Annotated in this window: 14 protein-coding genes; 4 read left to right on the forward strand and 10 right to left on the reverse strand. The window is 75.8% G+C overall.

Annotated features, from left to right (window positions below; genetic code table 11):
- Window positions 1-10: 10 nt before the first annotated feature.
- From nirD to FB380_RS16305, 7 genes are all read right to left on the reverse strand, one after another.
- Window positions 11-400 (reverse strand): nitrite reductase small subunit NirD, encoded by a 390-nt coding sequence (gene nirD, locus FB380_RS16275; RefSeq protein ID WP_166756415.1) that lies wholly within the window; start codon window positions 398-400, stop codon window positions 11-13.
- Complete coding sequence (gene nirB / locus FB380_RS16280; protein WP_229681922.1) at window positions 397-3,069, reverse strand: nitrite reductase large subunit NirB; 2,673 nt, start codon at window positions 3,067-3,069, stop codon at window positions 397-399. Before nirB ends, nirD begins: the two co-directional genes overlap by 4 nt.
- A gap of 171 nt (window positions 3,070-3,240) precedes the next feature.
- Window positions 3,241-5,187 (reverse strand): SigE family RNA polymerase sigma factor, encoded by a 1,947-nt coding sequence (locus FB380_RS16285; protein WP_166756416.1) that lies wholly within the window; start codon window positions 5,185-5,187, stop codon window positions 3,241-3,243.
- Window positions 5,188-5,205: 18 nt separating this feature from the next.
- Entirely contained in the window at window positions 5,206-6,174 is a 969-nt protein-coding gene (locus tag FB380_RS16290) for an NAD-dependent epimerase/dehydratase family protein (protein ID WP_166756417.1), read from the reverse strand.
- Window positions 6,171-8,738 (reverse strand): alpha/beta fold hydrolase, encoded by a 2,568-nt coding sequence (locus tag FB380_RS16295; protein ID WP_229681923.1) that lies wholly within the window; start codon window positions 8,736-8,738, stop codon window positions 6,171-6,173. The genes FB380_RS16290 and FB380_RS16295 overlap by 4 nt, the downstream gene beginning before the upstream one ends.
- The gene (locus FB380_RS16300; RefSeq protein WP_166756418.1) at window positions 8,735-9,760 is read right to left on the reverse strand and encodes a 3-oxoacyl-ACP synthase III; all 1,026 of its coding nucleotides are present in this window, start codon (window positions 9,758-9,760) and stop codon (window positions 8,735-8,737) included. Before FB380_RS16300 ends, FB380_RS16295 begins: the two co-directional genes overlap by 4 nt.
- A gap of 139 nt (window positions 9,761-9,899) precedes the next feature.
- Window positions 9,900-11,345 (reverse strand): cytochrome P450, encoded by a 1,446-nt coding sequence (locus FB380_RS16305; RefSeq protein ID WP_229681924.1) that lies wholly within the window; start codon window positions 11,343-11,345, stop codon window positions 9,900-9,902.
- 118 nt (window positions 11,346-11,463) lie between these two features.
- Here FB380_RS16305 and FB380_RS16310 point away from each other — a divergent pair, with 118 nt between their 5' ends.
- The 4 genes from FB380_RS16310 to FB380_RS16325 all read left to right on the forward strand — a co-directional run bounded on the left by FB380_RS16310 (window position 11,464) and on the right by FB380_RS16325 (window position 15,606).
- Window positions 11,464-11,970 (forward strand): 2Fe-2S iron-sulfur cluster-binding protein, encoded by a 507-nt coding sequence (locus FB380_RS16310; protein ID WP_166756420.1) that lies wholly within the window; start codon window positions 11,464-11,466, stop codon window positions 11,968-11,970.
- Window positions 11,967-12,986 (forward strand): FAD binding domain-containing protein, encoded by a 1,020-nt coding sequence (locus FB380_RS16315; protein WP_166756421.1) that lies wholly within the window; start codon window positions 11,967-11,969, stop codon window positions 12,984-12,986. The genes FB380_RS16310 and FB380_RS16315 overlap by 4 nt, the downstream gene beginning before the upstream one ends.
- The gene (locus FB380_RS16320) at window positions 12,983-15,070 is read left to right on the forward strand and encodes a xanthine dehydrogenase family protein molybdopterin-binding subunit (protein WP_166756423.1); all 2,088 of its coding nucleotides are present in this window, start codon (window positions 12,983-12,985) and stop codon (window positions 15,068-15,070) included. The genes FB380_RS16315 and FB380_RS16320 overlap by 4 nt, the downstream gene beginning before the upstream one ends.
- A gap of 167 nt (window positions 15,071-15,237) precedes the next feature.
- Window positions 15,238-15,606, forward strand: a complete 369-nt coding sequence (locus tag FB380_RS16325; RefSeq protein WP_166756424.1) for a hypothetical protein — start codon at window positions 15,238-15,240, stop codon at window positions 15,604-15,606.
- A 20-nt stretch (window positions 15,607-15,626) separates the two neighbouring features.
- Here the strand turns inward: FB380_RS16325 and FB380_RS16330 are convergent, their stop codons facing one another.
- The 3 genes from FB380_RS16330 to FB380_RS16340 all read right to left on the reverse strand — a co-directional run bounded on the left by FB380_RS16330 (window position 15,627) and on the right by FB380_RS16340 (window position 19,853).
- Window positions 15,627-16,835: a zinc-dependent alcohol dehydrogenase gene (locus FB380_RS16330; RefSeq protein ID WP_166756425.1), complete on the reverse strand. Its 1,209-nt coding sequence runs from the start codon at window positions 16,833-16,835 to the stop codon at window positions 15,627-15,629.
- A 121-nt stretch (window positions 16,836-16,956) separates the two neighbouring features.
- Window positions 16,957-18,366 carry an NADH-quinone oxidoreductase subunit N gene (locus FB380_RS16335; protein ID WP_166756426.1) on the reverse strand — a complete coding sequence of 470 codons (1,410 nt, stop codon included), beginning with the start codon at window positions 18,364-18,366 and terminating at the stop codon, window positions 16,957-16,959.
- Entirely contained in the window at window positions 18,366-19,853 is a 1,488-nt protein-coding gene (locus FB380_RS16340) for a complex I subunit 4 family protein (protein WP_166756427.1), read from the reverse strand. Before FB380_RS16340 ends, FB380_RS16335 begins: the two co-directional genes overlap by 1 nt.
- Window positions 19,854-19,857 lie beyond the last annotated feature (4 nt).

Raw genomic sequence — 19,857 nt, forward strand, 5'->3', positions numbered from 1 at the left:
ATCCGGAGGCCTACGGCGCGACGGCCTCCGGGTCGCCCGCGAGCACCTCCACCCGACCGTTGCGCAGCCGCACCGGGTACACCGGCAGCCGCACCGCCGGGTCGTCGGGCGCGTCCAGGCAGACGCCGGTGGTCAGGTCGAAGACCTGCTTGTACATCGGCGAGGCCACCGTCGGCGCGTCGCCGCGGGTGCCCACGATGCCCCGGGCGATCACGTGCGCACCGCTGACCGGGTCGCGGTGCCCCACGGAGTGCAGCGAGCCGTCGAAGAGCCGGAACAGCGCGATCTGCTCGTCCCCGACCAGAGCGGCCACCCCGCGCTCGGGCTGCAGGTCGGCGTACCGACAGACGGTCGTCCACCCGGTCGGGGCTGTGGTCCAGGGGGGCAGGGTCGCGGTCATCGGGAGAACACCTCCAGTCGGGGGCCGGCCACCAGCACGGCGCCGGCGGCCTCGCCGGCCGTCCGTTCCGCCGCGGTGCTCGGCCGGGGCTGACCCCGCTCCACCACGTAGGACAGCGAGGGGTCGGGGGAGTCGGGGGCGTTGACGAAGGAGGCGAACCGGCGCAGCTTCTCCGGGTCCTCCAGGGTGGCCCGCCACTCGTCGGTGTAGCCCTCGACGTGGTCGGCCATCGCCGCGTCCAGGTCGGCGGCGATGCCCAGGCTGTCGTCCAGGACGACGGCGCGCACGTGGTCCAGCCCGCCCTCGATCTCCTCCAGCCAGGGCGCGGTGCGCTGCAGCCGGTCGGCGGTGCGGACGTAGTAGACGAGGAAGCGGTCGATGGTGCGGACCAGCGTCTCGGTGTCCAGGTCCTCGGCCAGCAGCTTCGCGTGCCGCGGGGTGAACCCGCCGTTGCCGCCGACGTAGAGGTTCCACCCCTTGTCGGTGGCGATGACGCCGACGTCCTTGCCGCGGGCCTCGGCGCACTCCCGCGCGCAGCCGGAGACGCCCAGCTTGATCTTGTGCGGGGAGCGCAGCCCGCGGTAGCGCAGCTCCAGGGCGATCGCCAGAGCCACCGAGTCCTGCACTCCGTACCGGCACCAGGTCGACCCCACGCAGGACTTCACCGTGCGCAGCGACTTGCCGTACGCGTGCCCGGACTCGAAACCGGCGGCCACCAGCCGCTCCCAGATCGCCGGCAGCAGCTCCATCCGGGCGCCGAACAGGTCGATCCGCTGCCCACCGGTGATCTTGGTGTAGAGCCCGAAGTCGCGGGCCACCTCACCGATCGCGATCAGCCCCTCCGGCGTCACCTCGCCGCCCGGGATGCGCGGCACCACCGAGTAGGTGCCGTCCTTCTGGATGTTGGCCATCACGTGGTCGTTGGTGTCCTGCAGCGTCGCCCGCTCGCCGTCCAGCACGTGCCCGGGGGCGAGGCTGGCCAGGATGGAGGCGACCACCGGCTTGCAGATGTCGCAGCCCCGGCCGCGGCCGTGCCGGTCGACCAGCTCGCTGAAGCTGGTGATCCCGGTGACCCGGACGACGTCGAACAGCTGCGCCCGGCTGACGTCGAAGTGCTCGCACAGCGCCGAGCTCACCGTCGCCCCGGCGGCCGTCAGCTCGGTGGTGACCAGCTTCTTCACCAGCGGCAGGCAGGAACCACAGCTCGTGCCGGCCTTCGTGCAGGCCTTCACCGCGCCCAGGTCGGTGCACCCGTCGCAGCGGACGGCGTCCCGGATGGCCCCGGCGGTGACGTTGTTGCAGGAGCAGACCGCGGCGTCGTCGGGCAATTCGGCCGAGGCCGGACCGCCCTCGGCACCCTCCGGCAGCAGCCAAGCGGCCGGGTCACCGCCCAGCTCGCGGCCCACCAGCGGCCGCAGCCCGGCGTAGGCGCTCGCGTCCCCGACCAGGATGCCGCCGAGCAGCGTGCGGGCGTCGTCGGAGAGCACCAGCTTCTTGTAGACCCCGGCCACCGGGTCGCCGTAGACGACCGACAGCGCCCCCGGGGAGGTGCCGAACGCGTCGCCGAAGCTGGCGACGTCCACGCCCAGCAGCTTGAGCTTGGTCGAGAGGTCGGCGCCGGGGAACTCCGCGGCTCCACCGAGCAGCTGGTCGGCGACGATCTCGGCCATCGTGTAGCCGGGGGCGACGAGGCCGTAGGTGCGCCCGTCCAGGCAGGCGACCTCGCCGATCGCCCACACGGCCGGGTCCTCGGTGCGGCAGGTCGGGTCGACCACCACCCCGCCGCGCGGGCCGACCGGCAGCTCGCAGGCCCGGGCCAGCTCGTCGCGCGGCCGCACGCCCGCGGCGAAGACGACGACGTCGACGTCCAGGTGGGTGAGGCCGGCCGCGGAGCCCTCGGCGGCGTGCATGCGCGCCACCCGGCCGTCCCGGCCCGCGGTCAGCCTGGCGGTCGCGGTGCCGGCGTGCACCTGCACGCCGAGCGCACCGACCAGCCGCTGCAACGCCTCGCCGCCGCCCTCGTCGACCTGCAGCGGCATCAGCCGGGGGGCGAACTCGACCACGTGGGTCTGCACGCCCAGCGCGGTCAGCGCGCCGGCGGCCTCCAGCCCGAGCAGCCCGCCGCCGACGACGGCGCCGGTGACCGGGCGGGGGCTGCTGCCCTCCTGCCGCCGGGTGCCGACCTCGGTCACGTACTGGCGGAGGGCCGCGACGTCGTCGATCGTCCGGTAGACGAAGCAGCCGGGGAGCTCCTTGCCCTCGACCGGGGGGACGAACGGCGCGGATCCGGTGGCCAGCACGAGCGCGTCGTAGCCGTGCTCCCGGCCGCCCGCCGTCCGCACCACCCGGGCCGCGCGGTCGACCTCGGTCACCTGCTCGCCGCGGCGCAGCTGAACCCCCAAGGTGTCCCAGAGGGCCGGGTCGCCGAGCGCCAGGTCCTGCGGGTCCCGGCCGGAGAAGTAGGAGGTGAGGGCGACCCGGTCGTAGGGTGCGCGCGGCTCCTCGGCCAGCACGGTCACCTGCCAGCCGCCCTCGGCGACCCCGCCGCGGTCGACGAGCGCCTCGACCAGCCGGTGGGCGACCATCCCGCCGCCGACGACGACGAGCCGGCGGCCTCCGGGGGTGCGCGGGGCGGCGCCGCTCGTGGGCATCGGGTCGGCGGTGCTCATGCGCAGGGGGCTCCTTCGACGACGGCGACGGCGGTGCTGCGGGACTCCGGTGCTGCCGACGCGGGTCCCATGCCGAGGGAAGCTATGTACGGGGTGTTTCGGTCGGCGCCCCGACGCGTTACGGAGCGGCAAGGTCCGGCGCACACTGCCGCCGGGCCCGGCGTGAGCCGCTCAGCCCTGCGGGCCGCTCCCGAAGTCGCCGAACGGCTCGCTCGCCATCGGGGCCACGGGGGCCTGCGCGAGGAGCTGCCCCGCGGCGTCCACGGTGCGCACGGTGCGCGCGCCCTCGGGGAGGGCGACGACCGTGCCGCCCCCGGTCAGCGGGAGCTGGGCCAGCACCCGGTCGGTGGGGCCCAGCACCAGTGCGGCAGCCGCGGCCGGTGGCGCGGTGACCACGAGCCAGCTGCCGTCGCCCGGCTGTGCGCGCCCCGGCCGTTCGACCGTGCACGTCCGGACGACGGTCAGCGACGCCACCGGGGTGGGGCCGGGCGGGGTGGCGGTGCCGCAGGCAAGCGCCCCGCCGACGCCACCGACCCAGGTCGTGACCACCAGCGCACCGCCGGGGCTGCGACCGACGACGACGGCGACGGTGCCCGGCCCCCGGCTCTGCGGCAGGGTGCCCGACCACAGCAGCTCCGGCTGCAGCTCGGCGGGTTCCACGCCCAGCGGCACGGCCAACCCGACCAGGGCGGCCGCGACCACCCGTGCGTCGGGTTCGCCGTCGACCGGGCGCACCGGGTCGAGCTCGGGGAGCGGGGTGCTGCGGCCGGGCCGGTCCCCGGGCCAGTCGACGGCCGAGCGGTGCACCAGCCGTCCCTCCCGGGTGACCCGGACGCTCAGCGCCGGGCCGTCCTCGGTGGTGGTCGCCGGGACGACGGCCACGCCCTCGACCGCCTCGACCGGCGTGTAGCCGCGGCCGACGGTGCCGCGCGGGCCGACCCGCAGCCGGTCGGAGACCTCGATCGTGTCGCCCGGTGCGGTGACCACCACCAGCGACGCCGCACCCGGCCCGCCCAGCAGCAGGGCGACCGGCCGGCTGCGGCCCAGCCCCCGCGGGAATTGGGGGACGAGCGCGTCCGCGGATGCCCCGGTCGGCCCGATGAGCCAGGTGCCGCGGAAGTCCTCGTCCACCGTGCCGACGACCAGCGCCGCGCGGCCGGAGGGGGTGTCCCCGGCGAAGACCACGGTCCGGTCCGCGACCGGGGGCGCCGCCAGGCCACCCCAGTCGGCCCGCTGCACCGCGGCGAGGAACGCGGGGTCGTCGGCCAGCGACCCGCGGGCGGGACCGGTGAGGACGGGCGCGGTACGGACGGACGGCTCGTCGGCAGGGGCACCGGCCGACGGCCCGGCGCCCGACGGCCCGGCACCCGACGACGTGCCACCCGACGGCTCGGCGCCCGCCGAGGCGGCAGCCGACGGCCCGGCGGCGGGGTCGGGTCGGTCGGACGCCGGCCGGGTCAGCGCGCCGACCGCACCGGCGAGCAGCACCGCGGCCACCGTGGCCGCGGCCAGCACCCGCCGCCGCAGCCCCGTCCGCCGGTGCCCGACGTCGGCGACGGCCTGCGCGGCGTCCAGCCGCCACCCGCCCGGTGCCCCGGACAGCCGGGCCAGCCCGTCGTGCAGCCGCTGTTCCTCCGTCGCCGGCTGCGCGCGCCGGTAGGGGTCCGGCCGCACGGCCGGGCGCAGCCGCTCGGCACCCTCGGCAGCGGCCGCGTCGGCCGCCGCCGCCGGGACGCCGAGCACCGCGCCGACGGCGGCCGGGTCGAGGCCGTCGGCGACGCGGAACACCGTCGCGGCGCGGGTCCGCAGGGGGAGCTCCCGCAGCGCGCGGGCCAGCTCCTCGTCCACCGCCGGGGCGAGCGGATCGGGCAGCTCCTCGATGACCTGCTCGCTGCCCACCCCCCGGCGGCCGGCGCCGGTCACCAGCGCCCGGCGGGCCGTGGTCAGCGGGTCCGGCGCGGGCCAGGCCCGCCGGGTGCGGGTCAGGGCCCGCTGCACCAGCTCCTCGGCGGTGGCCCGGTCGCCGGTCAGCAGCAGCGCGGTGCGCAGCAGCCCGGGACGGTGGTCGGTGACGAACCGCGCGAAGCCGACGTCGTCCGGGAGTCCGTCGTCCGCCACGCCGCGCACCTCCCGGCCTCAGGCCGCAGCGTAGGCCTGGGTGAGCCGGGTGAAACCGTCGTCCAGCGACACCTGCGGCGTCCAGCGGAGCGCCTCGCGGGTGCGGCGCTGGTCGAACCAGTGCGCGGTCGCCAGCTGCTCGGCCAGGAACCGGGTCAGCGGGGGAGTGTCCCGCCGCTGGGTGACCATCCAGATCGCCTCGACGAGGCCGCCGGCGGCCCAGGCCGCCCGGTACGGCACCCGCCGGCGCGGCCCGGGGACGGCGGCGGCGCGGCACAGCCGGTCGATCACCTCGGCGACCGGGCGGGGCTCGCCGTTGGAGACCACCAGCGCCTCCCCGTGCACCCGGCCGCAGGCGTCGACCGCGGCGATCAGCGCGGCGGCGGCGTTGTCCACGTAGGTGGTGTCGATGAGCGCGGCACCCGAGCCGATCACCGGCAGCCGCCCGGCCCGGGCCCGCTCGACGATCCGCTCGACCAGCTGGGTGTCCCCGGGACCCCAGACCAGGTGCGGGCGCACCGCGAGCACGGCGAGCGCGGCGTCGTCCGCGGCCAGTGCCTCCTGCTCGGCGACGGCCTTGGAGCGGGAGTAGTGCCCGCGGGCCCGCGCCGGGTCGGCCGGCTGCGCGCCGACCCCGACCAGGGCCGAGCCGCCGTGCGCGACCGACGGCGAGGAGACGTGCACCAGCCGGCCGACCCCGGCGCGCCGGCAGGCGGCGACCACCGCGCGGGTGCCGTCGATGTTGGCCCGCGCGTACTCCGCCCACCGCCCGGTGACGTCGACCTTGGCGGCCAGGTGCAGCACGGCGTCCTGCCCGGTCACCGCGCGGGCCACCACGGCCTGGTCGGCGACGTCCCCGCGCACCTCGCGGCAGGGCAGCCCGGCCGGGCGGCGCTGGAGCACGGTGACCTCGTCGCCCCGGGCCAGCAGGCCGTGCACCGTGGCCCGGCCGAGCATGCCGCTCGCGCCGGTGACCAGCACCCTCATCGGGTGCCGGTCCGCGCGCCGGCGAGCGTGCGGGCCGCCTGCCGGGCCACCTCCCGCCGGTCGATCTTCGACTGGTGCCGGATGTCGACCGGCAGCCTGCCGGTGACCAGGACGGCGGCGACCTCGGTGCCCGCAGCGTCGCGGACGGCGTCGGCCAGGGCCGGCCCGGCGAGCTCGAGCCGGGCGCGGCGGCGTGCCCCGTCGGCGGGGACGACGACGACCACCACGACCTGTGCACCGACCGGCCCCACGCCGACCACGGCCGCGGCGCTGACGTCGTCCAGCAGCTGGACCCGCTGCTCGACGCCGACCGGGGTCACCACGCCGGCGGCGGTGGTCACCACGTGCGGCAGCCGGCCCTCGATCCACAGCCGGCCCTCGGCGTCCAGGTGCCCGACGTCACCGGTCCGGTGGAAGCCCGGGTCGCGGGACGAGGCGCGCTCGGTGGCCCACAGGGCGTCGTAACGGTCCTTGACGTGCGCGGCCCGCACGGCCACCTCACCGGTCGTCCCGGGGGCGTCGGTGAGCTCGCCGTCGGCCGACCCGGTCGGGGACAGCGGGCTGACCCGGACGTCGACCCCGGGCAGCGGCCGGCCGACGCAGACCCCGTTCCCGGGCCCGGCGGCCTCGATCTCGGTCGCCGAGACGTCGGTGACCGGCAGCGCCTCGGTCATCCCGTACGGGGTGTGCGCCGCTGCCGCGGGCAGCACCTCGCGCAGTCGCCGCAGCAACGGCAGCGGCACCGGGGCGCCGGCGGACATGAGCAGGCGCACCCGGCCCAGCGCGGCCCGCTGGGCGTCGCTCAGCTCGCCGGCGGTGGCGGCGACCCGGCTCAGCGCGGCCGGGGAGGCGAAGACCACCGTGCCGTCGACCGCCGCGGCGGCGTCGGCCAACGCGGCTGCCGTCAGCGACCCGGGCCGGGTCACGTCGACGTCGGGCACCGCGGAACCGATGCCCAGCGCCGGCCCGAACAGCGCGAACGGCGCGAAGCCGGCGACCAGCCGGTCGTCGGGGGACAGCCCGTACGTGGCACCGACCAGGTCCAGCTGGGCCATCGCCTGGCGCCGCGTGTAGACGACGCCCTTGGCGGGCCCGGTCGCGCCGGAGGTGAACAGGACGGCGCAGTCGGTGTCCGGGTCGGCCTCGGGCGGCAGCGGTGCGGTGCTGCCCGCGCGCTCCAGCTCCTCGAGCGTGGTGGCCACCGACAGCGCGCGTGCGGCGGCGGCGGGCAGCGGCGTGGCGGCGATCCGGGTCGCGGTCAGCCCCATGGCGCGGGCGGCCGCCAGCCCGGGGGCGCCGCCGATGACCGCGTCGACCCGGGCGCTGCGCAGTGCCCGGCGCATGCCGCGCAGGCCCAGGCCCTTGTCGGCCACGACGATGACGGCGCCGGCCCGCCAGACGGCGTAGACCGCGGCGGTGAGGTCGGTGGAGGGCTCGACCAGCAGGGCGACCCGCTGCCCCGGCCGGACGCCGGCCTGGCCGAGCCCGGCGGCGAGGTGCTCGACCCGGCGGTGCAGCTGCGCCCAGCTGACGGTCGCGCCACCGACCTCGACCACGGCCGGGGAGTCGTCACCGGCCCGGTCGGCCAGCGCGGAGCCGAGGCCCCGGGTCTGCGGCGTCGGCTCGGCCGGGCGGGCGGTGGTGGCGGTGTGCCGGCCGGTGGACAGGTCGCCGACCCACTGGGCGACCGCGGCGGCGTACTGCGGTGCGTCCTCGGGCAGCAGGTGCGAGGCGCCCTCGTAGCGGTGCAGCTGGGCCTGGGGGAGCCGCGCGCGCAGGTCGGCCAGGTACCGCTCGCCGAAGACCGGGTCGCGCGGGCCCCACAGCAGCAGCGCCGGGACGTCGAGGGAGCGGATGCCCTCGGCGATCGCCTCCTGCGCGGCCCGGGAGGGGTGGCCGGTGGAGAAGGGGATGTCGGCCACGAAGTCCCCGACCGACCGTCGGCGGGCCGCCGTCCGGTAGGGCGCGGCGAAGGCGTCGCGGACGTCGGCCGGCAACCGCGGGGAGGACAGCGCCGTCGTCGCCCGGACGAACAGCGGCGTGCCGACCGTGGCCACCGACCGGACCCCGGGCGCGTGCGCCAGGCGGATCAGCGCCGGGCCGAGGTCACCGGGCGGCATCGAGACCGCGGTGTTGCCCAGGACGACGCCGCGCAGCTGGTCCCGGTGCGCCAGCGCCCAGCCCAGCGAGATGACCCCGCCCCAGTCGTGCCCGACGGTGACCACCGGGCCGGTGACGCCCAGCGCGGAGGTGAGGTCGCCGAGGTCGGCGACCCGCTGCTCCAACGGCCGGGGCCCGGGGAGCCGCGCCGAGAAGCCCATGCCCAGCTGGTCCGGGGCGATGACCCGCCACCCGGGTGGGGCCGCGGCGAGCAGCCGGCGCCAGAGGTAGGACCAGGTGGGGTTGCCGTGCACGCACAGCAAGGTGCCCACCGGGTCGGGAACGCCGTTGTCGAGCAGGTGCCACTCGTGCTTCGTGCCGCCGGCGTCGGCCACGGTGATCCGGCGGGACCAGGCCGGGTCCAGCCCGGGCAGGCCGGCCGGGAGGTCGGTCGGCGTGCTCACCAGGCGATCTCGAGGCAGGAGGCGTTGAGGCCCGAGCCGATGCCCATGAGCAGCACCCGGTCGCCGTCGACCAGCTCGTGCTGGGCGTTGGCCAGGGTGTAGGGCACCGACGCCGGGCCCAGGTTGCCGCGGGTGGGGAAGGTCTTGGGCACCCGGGTCTCGTCGATGCCGAACCGCTCGCACATGGCGGCCGTGTGCACCTTGGACACCTGGTGGATCACGTAGCGGTCCATGCCGCGCTGCCAGTCGAAGTCCGCGGCGGCCTCCTCCCACATGTCCATCGACAGGTCCAGGCCCGCTTCCAGCAGGCCCTTGAGGTCGGTGCGCATCTCGTCGTTGTCGCCGGTGCACAGCTCGTGGTGCTCCGTGCCGGCCCGGCTGACGGAGCCGACCAGCCGGTGGCCCTCCGGGTGCTGGTCGGACCGGCCGAGCACCATGGCCACGGCACCGGACCCCAGGGTCAGGGTCGCGAACTGGGCGATCACGTCACGGGCGGTCGTGTCGGGCTGGTTGAGCCGGTCGATGGTGCGGTCCTGGACCGTCTGGGCGTCCTCCCCGTTGACGATCACGGCGTGCTCGATCATCCCGGAGTCGATCATCGCCGCGGCCAGCTCCATGCCGTTGACGAAGCCGAGGCAGGCGTTGGTCACGTCGAAGTTCTGCGCCGACCGCGGCAGCCCCAGCGCGTGGTGGACGGCGACGGCCGTCGAGGGCTCCAGGTACCGGCGGCTGACCGAGGTGTTGATCATCAGGCCGATGCCGGCCGGGTCGACGCCGCTCTCGCTGATCGCCTTCGCCCCGGCCATGGCGGCGCCGTCGGTGAAGGTGACGCCGTCCTCCCACCACCGGCGCTCGCGGATGCCGGCCAGCCGTTCGAGCAGGCCAGGGCGCAGCCCGACCCGCTTGTAGGTGTCGGCGAGCCGCTCGTCGATGGCGTCGGAGGTGACGACTCGGGAGGCATCTGCCGTCTGCACGGTCAGGATGCTGGTGTTGCTGAAGCGGTGCGTGGCGTTTCCACTCATGGGCGGGGTCCAGTCCTCGAGAGGGGGCCGACTCTTCCATGTGTGTCGCCGGCGTTCCGTTGGGCACTACCCGACGAGGACACCGGTATGCCGTCGGACGTCCACCGGCGGCACAGCTCACACCGCCCCGGCGGAGCGCTCAGAACCGGACGGGCAGCTCGTCCAGGCCGTAGACGAAGGACAGCTCGCGGAAGGACAGCTCCCGCTGCGGCACGGCCAGCGCGAGGTCGGGGAAGCGGCGGAGCAGCGCGGGCAGCACGACCCGCAGCTCCATCCGGGCCAGCTCCGCGCCGATGCACCGGTGGATGCCGTGACCGAAGGCCAGGTGGCCGGAGACCGGTCGCCGCAGCGGGTCGAAGGTCTCCGGCTGGTCCCCGGCCGACCGCGGGTCGCGGTTCGCGCCGCTGAGCGAGGCGAGCACGACGTCCCCGGCCTTCAGCGGGACGCCGAAGAGGTCCAGGTCGTGCCGGGCGAACCGGGGGAACGCCAGCTGCACGACCGACAGGTGCCGCAGCAGCTCCTCGACCACCCGGTCGACGTCCGCGCGTGAGCCGTCGCGCACCAGCGCGGCGTGGGCCGGGTCGCGCAGCAGCACCATGGTGCTCAGCGAGATCATCCCGGCGGTCGTCTCGTAGCCGCCGGTGAAGACGCCGTCGGCCAGGCCGGCGAGGTCGACGTCGGAGATCCGGTCGCCCTCGTCCCGGATGATCTGGCCGATCAACCCGGGGCCGGGCTCGGCGCGCTGCCGGGCGACGGCGTCGAAGAGGAACTCGCGCTGGGCCGAGACCGCACCGAAGGCCGCGGCGGCGCCGGCGGTCGCGTCGAAGCGCTGGACGCCGAGCCGGGCGAACGCGTCCCGGTCCTCCAGCTCCAGGCCCAGCAGCGCGCAGATGGTCTGGAACGGCACCGGGAAGGAGACCAGCCGGGCCAGGTCGGCCGGGGACCCGGTCGCGGCCAGGGCGTCGAGCCGCTCCGCCACGATGGTCTCGATCATCGGCTCGAGCCGGGCCAGCCGGCGCATCGTGAACTCCGGCGTGATGATCTTGCGCAGCCGGGTGTGCAGGGGCGGGTCGGTGAAGCCCAGGCCACCGACCTCCTCGGCGCTGCTCGGACCGGCGCCCGGCAGCAGGTGCCGGATGTCGTTGCTCCAGCTGTCCCGGTCGGCCAGCACGGCCCGGACGTGCTCCGCGCCGGTGACCAGGTACACGGAGAAGGCGAACGGCAGCTTGAGCCGGTGCACCGGGTCCTGATCCCGGAGCTCCGCCAGCCGGGGGACGGGGTCGATGCCGTCCCGCTGCAGGGGCACCTTGGTGCGTTCGGGGATGAAGGTCAGGCTGGAGAGGTCGATGCCGCGCTTCTGGATGCGGCGGGCCAGCAGCTTGCCGGTCCAGGCACGCGCCCGGGCCCGGACCCCGGCGCCCGCCCGCGCGCCGACCGGCGGCCGGGGCGTGGGGACGGGGTACCTGGAGAGTGCGGGGACACCGGGCGCGGGGGGACGGGGTGCGGGGTCCGTGACCCCTCCCGCCGGCTTGTGGTCGATGGCGTCTTCGTACTCCAGGACGGCGTTGTCGATCAAGGCCGCCACGCGCCGTCCACCAGAGCGTTCACCTCGGCGTCCCTGTCGTCGCCCCTGTCGTCGCCCGCCCGCCCGCCGCGCCGGGGCCGTGGTTTGCCGGGCGGCAGCGGTCGGGCACCAGCGGCCCATGGACGCCGAGATCACGTTGCGGGTCGACGGCGAGGCGCACCGCCTCACCGTCGACACCCGCACCTCCCTGCTGGACGCGCTGCGCGAGCGGCTGGGCAACACCAGCCCGAAGAAGGGGTGCGACCACGGACAGTGCGGGGCCTGCACCGTGCTGCTGGACGGCGACCGGGCGCTGACCTGCCTCGCCCTGGCGGTGGCGCACGACGGCGCGGAGATCACCACGGCCGACGGGCTGGCCCCGGCCGGGGAGCTGCACCCGGTACAGCAGGCGTTCCTCGACCAGGACGCCTTCCAGTGCGGCTACTGCACCCCGGGCCAGGTCTGCTCGGCGGTCGGCGTGCTCGACGAGGTGGGCCGGGGCTGGCCCAGCCACGTCACCGAGGACCTCACCGGGGAACCGGAGCTGACCCACGACGAGGTGGCCGAGCGGATGAGCGGCAACCTCTGCCGCTGCGCGGCGTACGTGAACATCACCCCCGCGGTGCAGCAGGCGGCCCGGTCGTGAAGCCGTTCGCCTACGCGCACCCCGGCGACGTCGCCGAGGCCGTGCGCGACGTGGCCGCCGAGCCGCACGCGGTGTTCCTCGCCGGCGGCACCAACCTGGTCGACCACCTCCGGCTCGGGGTGGCCCGGCCGGACCTGGTGGTCGACGTCCGCACGCTGACCTCGCGGGAGGTCACCGACACCCCGGACGGCGGGCTGCGGCTGGGTGCGGCCTCCACCAACAGCGCGGTCGCCGCCGACCGGCGGGTCCGCGAGCGCTACCCGGTGCTGGCCCAGGCGCTGCTGGCCGGTGCGACCGGCCAGCTGCGCAACATGGCCACCACCGGCGGCAACCCGCTGCAGCGCACCCGGTGCGTCTACTTCGCCGACGTCACCACCCCCTGCAACAAGCGCGAGCCCGGCACCGGGTGCTCCGCGGTCGGCGGCTACACCCGCCACCACGCCGTGCTCGGCACCCCGGGCGCGCTGCCGGACCCGACGGCGCCGGAGACCTGCATCGCCACCCATCCCTCGGACATGGCGGTCGCGCTGGCCGCCCTGGACGCGCAGGTGCAGGTGCTCGGCCCGGCCGGTGAGCGCACGATCCCCTTCGTCGACCTGCACCGGCTGCCCGGCGACGACCCGTCCCGGGACACGGTGCTCGAGCACGGCGAGCTGATCACCGCGATCGACCTCCCCGCGCTGCCGGCCGGCACCCGCTCGGCCTACCGCAAGGTCCGCGACCGGGCCTCCTACGCCTTCGCGCTGGTCTCGGTGGCGGCGGTCCTGCGCCCGGACGGCGACCTCCGGCTGGCCCTCGGCGGCGTCGCGCACAAGCCGTGGCGGGCCAGCCGGGCCGAGGAGGTCCTCCGCGGGCAGGAGCTCACCGAGGACGCCGTCCGCGCCGCGATGGCCGCCGAGCTGGCGGCCGCCCAGCCGCAGCCCGGCGTCGGCGGCGGCAACGGCTTCAAGATCCCCCTCGTCTCCCGGACGGTGCTGGCCACCGTGCGGGGCCTTCTCCCGGAGGAGCAGTCATGACCGACCTGCTGGAGCCGCGCGCCATCGGCCAGGCCCTGGTCCGCCGGGACGGGGAGCAGAAGGTCCGCGGCACCGCGACCTACGCCTACGAGACGCCGGTCGAGCACCCGGCCTACTGCTCCGCCGTGCAGGCCACGATCGCCCGCGGGCGGGTCACCGCGATGGACACCACGGCGGCCGAGGCCCTGGACGGGGTGCTCGCCGTGCTCACGCCGTTCAACGCGGAGCGGCTGGCCGACGACTCCGACGCCGAGTACGCCGTCCTGCAGGGGCCGGAGGTCGGCTTCCGCGGGCAGCTGATCGGGGTGGTGGTCGCCGAGACCTCCGAGCTGGCCCGGCAGGCCGCCGACGCGATCGAGGTCGGCTACGCCGAGCAGCCGCACGACACGACGCTGTCCGCCGACCGGGACGACCTCTACGCCCCCGAGCAGGTCAACGCCGGCCACGAGACCGACACCGCGGAGGGCGACGTCGCCGCGGCGATGTCCACCGCCGAGGTCACCGTCGAGCACACCTACGCCACCGCGATGTACCACAACAACCCGCTGGAGCCGCACGCCACGACGGCGCTGTGGGAGCCGGCGGGCGAGGGCTCGCTGACCCTGTGGGACTCCACCCAGGGGGTGCACCCCGACCGCGCCGCGGTGTGCCAGGTCTTCGGGCTGGAGCAGGAGCAGGTGCGGGTCGTCTGCCCCTACGTGGGCGGGGGATTCGGCTCCAAGGGGCTGCCGCACGCCAACGTGATGCTCACCGCGCTGGCCGCCCGGGCGCTGCCCGGCCGGCCGGTGAAGCTGGCGCTCACCCGGCAGCAGATGTTCTCCCTGGCCGGGTACCGCACGCCGACCATCCAGCGGGTGCAGCTGGCCGCCGACCACCGGGGCCGGCTGTCGGCGGTCGCGATCGACGTGGTCGAGCAGACCTCGCGGATCAAGGAGTTCGCGGAGCAGACCGGGGTGCCCGCCCGGATGATGTACGCCGCCCCGAACCGGCGCACCACGCACCGGCTGGCCGCCCTCGACGTCCCGGTCCCGTCGTGGATGCGGGCACCCGGCGAGTGCCCGGGCATGTTCGGGCCCGAGGTCGCGATGGACGAGCTGGCCGAGGAGCTCGGCATCGACCCGATCGAGCTGCGCGTCCGCAACGAGCCCGAGGTCGACCCGGAGACCGGCAAGCCCTGGTCCAGCCGCAACCTGGTGCGCTGCCTGCGCGAGGGCGCCGAGCGGTTCGGCTGGTCCGGGCCACGGGCGCACCGGGACGGCGACTGGCTGGTCGGCACCGGCGTCGCCTCCTCGGTCTACCCGACGATGCGCCAGGCCACCTCCACGGCCGAGCTGCGCTACGAGGGCGGTCGCTACGTCGCCGAGACCGGGGCTGCGGACCTGGGCACCGGCGCCTGGACGGTGCTGCCGCAGATCACCGCGGACGCCCTGGGCGTCGACGTCGCCGACGTCGAGGTGCGGATCGGGGACACCCGGTACCCGGTCGCCTCGGTGGCCGGGGGCTCCTCGGGCACCAACACCTGGGGATCGGCGCTGGTGGTCGCGGCCCGGGAGTTCCGCACCAAGTACGGCACCGACCCGAGCGACGGCGACACGGCCAGCGGGGACGTCGACCAGGCGGCCACCGACGACGCGCACGCCCCGTACGCGTTCGGCGCCCAGTTCGTCGAGGCGCGGGTCAACGCCGACACCGGGGAGGTCCGGGTGCCGCGGCTGCTCGGCGTCTTCGGCGTCGGCCGCGTGATCAACCCGCGCACGGCGCGCTCGCAGCTCATCGGCGGGATGACCATGGGGCTGTCGATGGCGCTGCACGAGGACAGCGTCTGGGACCCGCAGGTGGCCCAGGTGGCCAACCACGACCTGGCCGAGTACCACATCACGGTCAACGCCGACGTCGGCGAGATCGAGGCGCACTGGATCGACGAGCACGACCCCTGGGTCAACGCGATGGGCTCCAAGGGCATCGGCGAGATCGGCATCGTGGGCACCGCGGCGGCCGTGGTGAACGCCGTGCACGCCGCCACCGGCGTCCGCGTCCGGCACCTGCCGGTCACCCTGGACAAGCTGCTGCCCGCGCTGCCGTAGCGGCCGTCGGGGCGTCCTGGATCGAGGGCGCGTCCACGGTGGACGGCGGGCCGGCGAACGAAGGAGGAGCGCGTGACGGGACAGGTCGTGACGGACACATGGGCGGGGGTCGGGCGGGGCACCGTCGCCGCCGGTCCCGGTGCCGCACCCCGGCGCGGCGGTCGCCGGTGAACAGCCGCCGTCGGCGCCGGGCGCTGGCCCGGGCGCTCGCCGCCCCGCTGGCCGTGGGGGGAGTGGTGCTGCTCGTGCGCCCGGAACAGGTCGCCCGGGCGGTCAGCGGGCGTGGGCGCGAGCCGAGCGCCTGGGTGGTCCGGGTGTTCGGCGGCCGGATGCTCGTCCAGCACACCGCCGTCCTCCTGCACCCGACCCGCGGCCTGGTGCTGGCGGGGGTGGCCGCGGACGCGCTGCACGCGGCCAGCATGGTGCCCACCGCACTGGCCTCGGCGGCCTACCGCCGCCCCGCCTGGGTCAGCGGCGCCTTCGCCGCCGGCTCGGCGGTCCTTGCCGCCGCGGTCAGTCCCCGGCCCGGGGACTGACCGCACCGACTGCCCGCGGGTCAGGGGGCGATGACCGCCTTCGTCCAGCCGCTCTCCCGGTGGTCGAAGGTCTCGTAGGCCTGCAACACGGTGGGCATGTCCTCGACCTGAGTCAGCACCGTGGCCGGGTCCACCGCCCCGGTGCGCACCAGCTCCAGCAGGTGCGGGATGTAGCGCCGGTGGTTGCAGTTGCCCATCTTGATGCTGAGGTTCTTGTTCATCGCCGCGCCGGTCGGGAAGGCGGTCAGCTGCGGTGGGTAGACGCCGATGACCCCGATGCTGCCGGCCTTGGCGACGGCCTGGACCGCCCACTCCAGCGACTGGCTGGGCGCGTCACCCGGGACGAAGGTGTCCCCGTGCGGGTTCTGCTCCGGGGCCACCTGGTCACGCTCGGCGTCGAACTGCGCCGCCTCCTGCTCGGCCTTCTCCGCGGCCGGTCCGGTCTTCGGCCGCTGGGCGTCCACGCCGACGGCGTCGATCACCCGGTCGACCCCGATGCCGCCGGTGAGCTCCTTCACCACCTCGACCGGGTCCTCGGTGTTGAAGTCGATCGCCTCCGCACCCCGGCGCCGGGCCTGGTCCAGCCGGCTGGTGATGCCGTCGACGACGAGCACCCGGCCGGCGCCCTGCTGGAAGGCGCTGGTCACCGCGAACTGGCCCACCGGGCCCGCGCCCAGCACGAGGACGGTGTCACCGTCGGACACGTCGGCCAGCCGCGCGCCGAACCAGGCGGTCGGGTAGATGTCGGACAGCATCAGCGCCGCGTCGTCGCCCACCTCGTCGGGGAGCCACACCGGGCCGACGTTGGCGTACGGGATCCGGGCGTACTGGGCCTGCAGGCCGTCGACCGGTCCGGTGGTCTGCGGGCCGCCGAAGAAGCAGGTGCCGGCGGCGGCCCCGTTGGGGTTCGCGTTGTCGCACTGCGCGTAGTAGCCGGCCCGGCAGTAGGAGCACCAGCCGCAGCCGACTGTCGAGGGGACCACCACCCGGTCTCCGGGGCGCAGGTTCCGCACGCCCGGGCCGGTCTCCCGCACGATGCCCACCGCCTCGTGGCCGAGGATCGTGCCCTCGACCATGCCGGACATCGTGCCCCGGACGAAGTGCAGGTCGGTGCCGCAGATGCCGCTCGCGGTCACCTCGATGATCGCGTCGGTGGGGTCCTGGATGGTCGGGTCCGGGACGTCGTCGAGCCGGATGTCCCCGACGCCGTGCCACACGACTGCCTTCATGGTGCCTCCTGCGGATGAGCGGACGCCGCGCTGTGGACCTGGGCTCGGTCCGACGGCGTCCCGTCGGCCCCTACCCGGTCGTGCCCCGTCCACCCGCCCGACGCGGTGCGGGTCCGACGGCTCAGCCGAGGGTGCCGTCGCCGACCAGCGCGGTCACCAGGCCGGCACCGAGACCGACCGCCAGCACGCCCAGGGCCCCGGCCACCGCCGCCGCGTGCGGCCAGCCGGCCGTCGCTGCGGGCTCGCCGGGCCGGAACGCCTCGACCAGCCACCGCAGGTAGTAGAAGAGGCTGACCACGGTGTTCACCGCGGCGACCACCACCAGCCAGGCCAGACCGCCGTCCCACGCGGCGGTGAAGACGGTCAGCTTCCCGAGGAAGACCGCCGTCGGCGGGGTGCCGACCAGGCTGAGCAGGCTGATCACCAGCGCGGCGGCCAGCGCCGGTCGCTGCCGGGCGAGGCCGCGGAAGTCGGTCAGCGACCGGGCGCCGGGCACCGCGGCGAGCACCGCGAAGGCGGTCAGGTTGGTGACCGCGTAGCCGGCCAGGTAGACCAGCAGCGCCGGGGTCGCGGCGGAGGTGCTGGTGACGACGGCGACCGGCATGAGCAGGTAGCCGACCTGGCTGACCGTCGACCAGCCGAGCAGCCGGCGGGCGTCGGTCTGGGCGAGCGCGGCCAGGTTGCCCAGCGTCATGGTGGCGGCGGCGAGCAGGCCGACCAGCAGCGGCCAGGGCAGCGAGCCCGGCAGCACGTCGACCAGCCGCGCGGCGGCGACCAGGGCCCCGAGCTTGGGCACGGTGGTGAGGAAGGCGGCGGCCGCGGTGCCGGCGCCCTGGGTGGCGTCGGGCACCCACTGGTGCAGCGGGACGCCGCCGGCCTCGAACAGCAGCCCGGCCAGCACGGCCAGCGCCCCGACGGCCACCGCGGCGGCCGGTGCAGCCGCCAGGCCGGTGGCCAGGTCGGCGTAGGCGGTGCCACCGGCGATGCCGGACAGCACGGTGGCCCCCAGCAGCAGGAGGATGCCCGACAGGGCGCCCAGCAGGTACGTCTTCAGCGCCGCCTCGGCCGCGCCGGGGGAGCGGACCATCCCGACCAGGGCGTACACCGGGATGCTGGCCAGCAGGAACCCGACGGCGAGGGTCAGCAGGTCGTCGGTGGCGGCCAGCACGATCGCGCCCAGCCCGCCGAGCAGCAGCAGCGTGTAGGTCTCGCTCTCCCGGGCCTGCCCGGCCAGCTCGTCGACGCCGAGGCCGATGACCAGCAGCACCGCCGCGACCACCACCAGCCGGGTGACCCCCGTGGCGGTGTCCAGCACGAAGGCCCCGAACACCGTCTCCGTGACCCCGCCGAGAGGGGCGTCCCGAGGGAAGGCCAGGGCGGCGGAGACACCGGCGACCAGCAGCGCTGCGACGGCGACCAGCCGGGCGACCCACTGCCGTTGCCGGGGCAGGAAGGAGCCGGCCAGCAGGGTGACCACCGCGCCGCCGAGCAGGCAGAGCTCGGGCAGCAGCGCCAGTGGCGACTGCTCCATCACCTGCCCACCAGGTCGACCAGGACGGCGGACGCCGGGGTGATCAGGTCCAGCAGCAGCCAGGGCAGGACGCCGATCGCCAGGGAGAGCAGCAGCAGCCCGGTGACCGGCACCGCCTCGACCGCCCGGACGTCGGAGAAGCCGATCGACCGGCCGCCGGGCAGCCCGGTGACCAGCAACTGCAGCGCCCGGAGGAACAGCGCCGCGGTGATCAGGATCCCGGGGAGCGCGATCGCCGCCCAGGCCGTGGTGCCGATGCTCCCGGCGAAGACCTGGAACTCGGCGATGAACCCGCTGAACGCCGGGATGCCCAGCGAGGCGAACGCCGCGACCGCGAAGAGCCCGGACCAGACCGGTGCGCTGCGCGCCAGCCCGCCGTAGTCGCGCATCGCGTAGCTGCCGGTCCGGTCGTGCAGCACCCCGGCCAGCAGGAACAGCGCACCGGTGATCAGGCCGTGGCTGACCATCTGGGTGACCGCGCCGGTCACGGCCAGCTCGCGGGCCGCCGTCCCGGTGCCGAGCAGGCCGGCCGCGCCGACGGCGAGCACCACGTAGCCCATGTGGTTGATCGAGGTGTAGGCGATCATCCGCTTGACGTCGGTCTGCGCCAGGGCGACCAGCGCGCCGTACAGCACCGAGGCGATGCCGACGGCGAGCACCACCCAGGCCGCCCCGCGCCAGGCGTCCGGCATCGCGGGCATGGCGATCCGGACGAAGCCGTAGGTGCCCATCTTCAGCAGCACCGCGGCCAGCACCGCCGAGCCGATCGCCGAGGCGTCGGTGTGCGCCGGCGGCAGCCAGGTGTGGAACGGGATCGTCGGCGTCTTCACCGCGAGCCCCAGCAGCAGGGCGGCCAGCACGAAACCACCGGCGACCGGGTGGTCCTGCAGGGGTGCGGCGGCAACCAGCTCGGGGATGTCGAAGGTGTGCGGGTCGGCGGCCAGGTAGAGGCCGATGAAGCCGAGCAGCAGCGCCAGGCTGCCCAGGAACGTGTACAGGAAGAACTGCAGCGCCGAGCGGCCGGCGTCCCTGCCGTGCCCCCAGCCGGCGATGGCGGCGTACATGCCGACGATCGACAGGTCGAAGAAGACGAAGAAGACGATCAGGTCCTGGGCGGCGAACAGCCCCATGCAGGTGGACTGCAGGGCGAGGAAGAGGGCGGCGTGCTGGCGCGGGCGCCGGTCCTCGCGCAGCCCGTAGACCGCGCAGGCGCTGAACACCACCGCGGTCAGCGCCAGCAGCGGCACCGATAGCCCATCGACCCCGACGTGCCAGCTGCTGTTGACCGACGGGATCCAGCGCGCGCGCTCCTCGAACGCGAGGTCGCCGTCGGCGGGCGTCTCGTACCGCGCGATCAGCACGCCGACGAGCACGACCTCGGCGGCGGTGACCGCGATCCAGGTCCAGCGGGCGACCCGGTCGGGCACCGCGGGCACGGCCAGCAGGGCCCCGGCGACGAGGGGCAGGAAGATGATCGAACTGAGCACGGAG

This window comes from Modestobacter marinus (genome assembly GCF_011758655.1).
Lineage (GTDB): Bacteria > Actinomycetota > Actinomycetes > Mycobacteriales > Geodermatophilaceae > Modestobacter > Modestobacter marinus.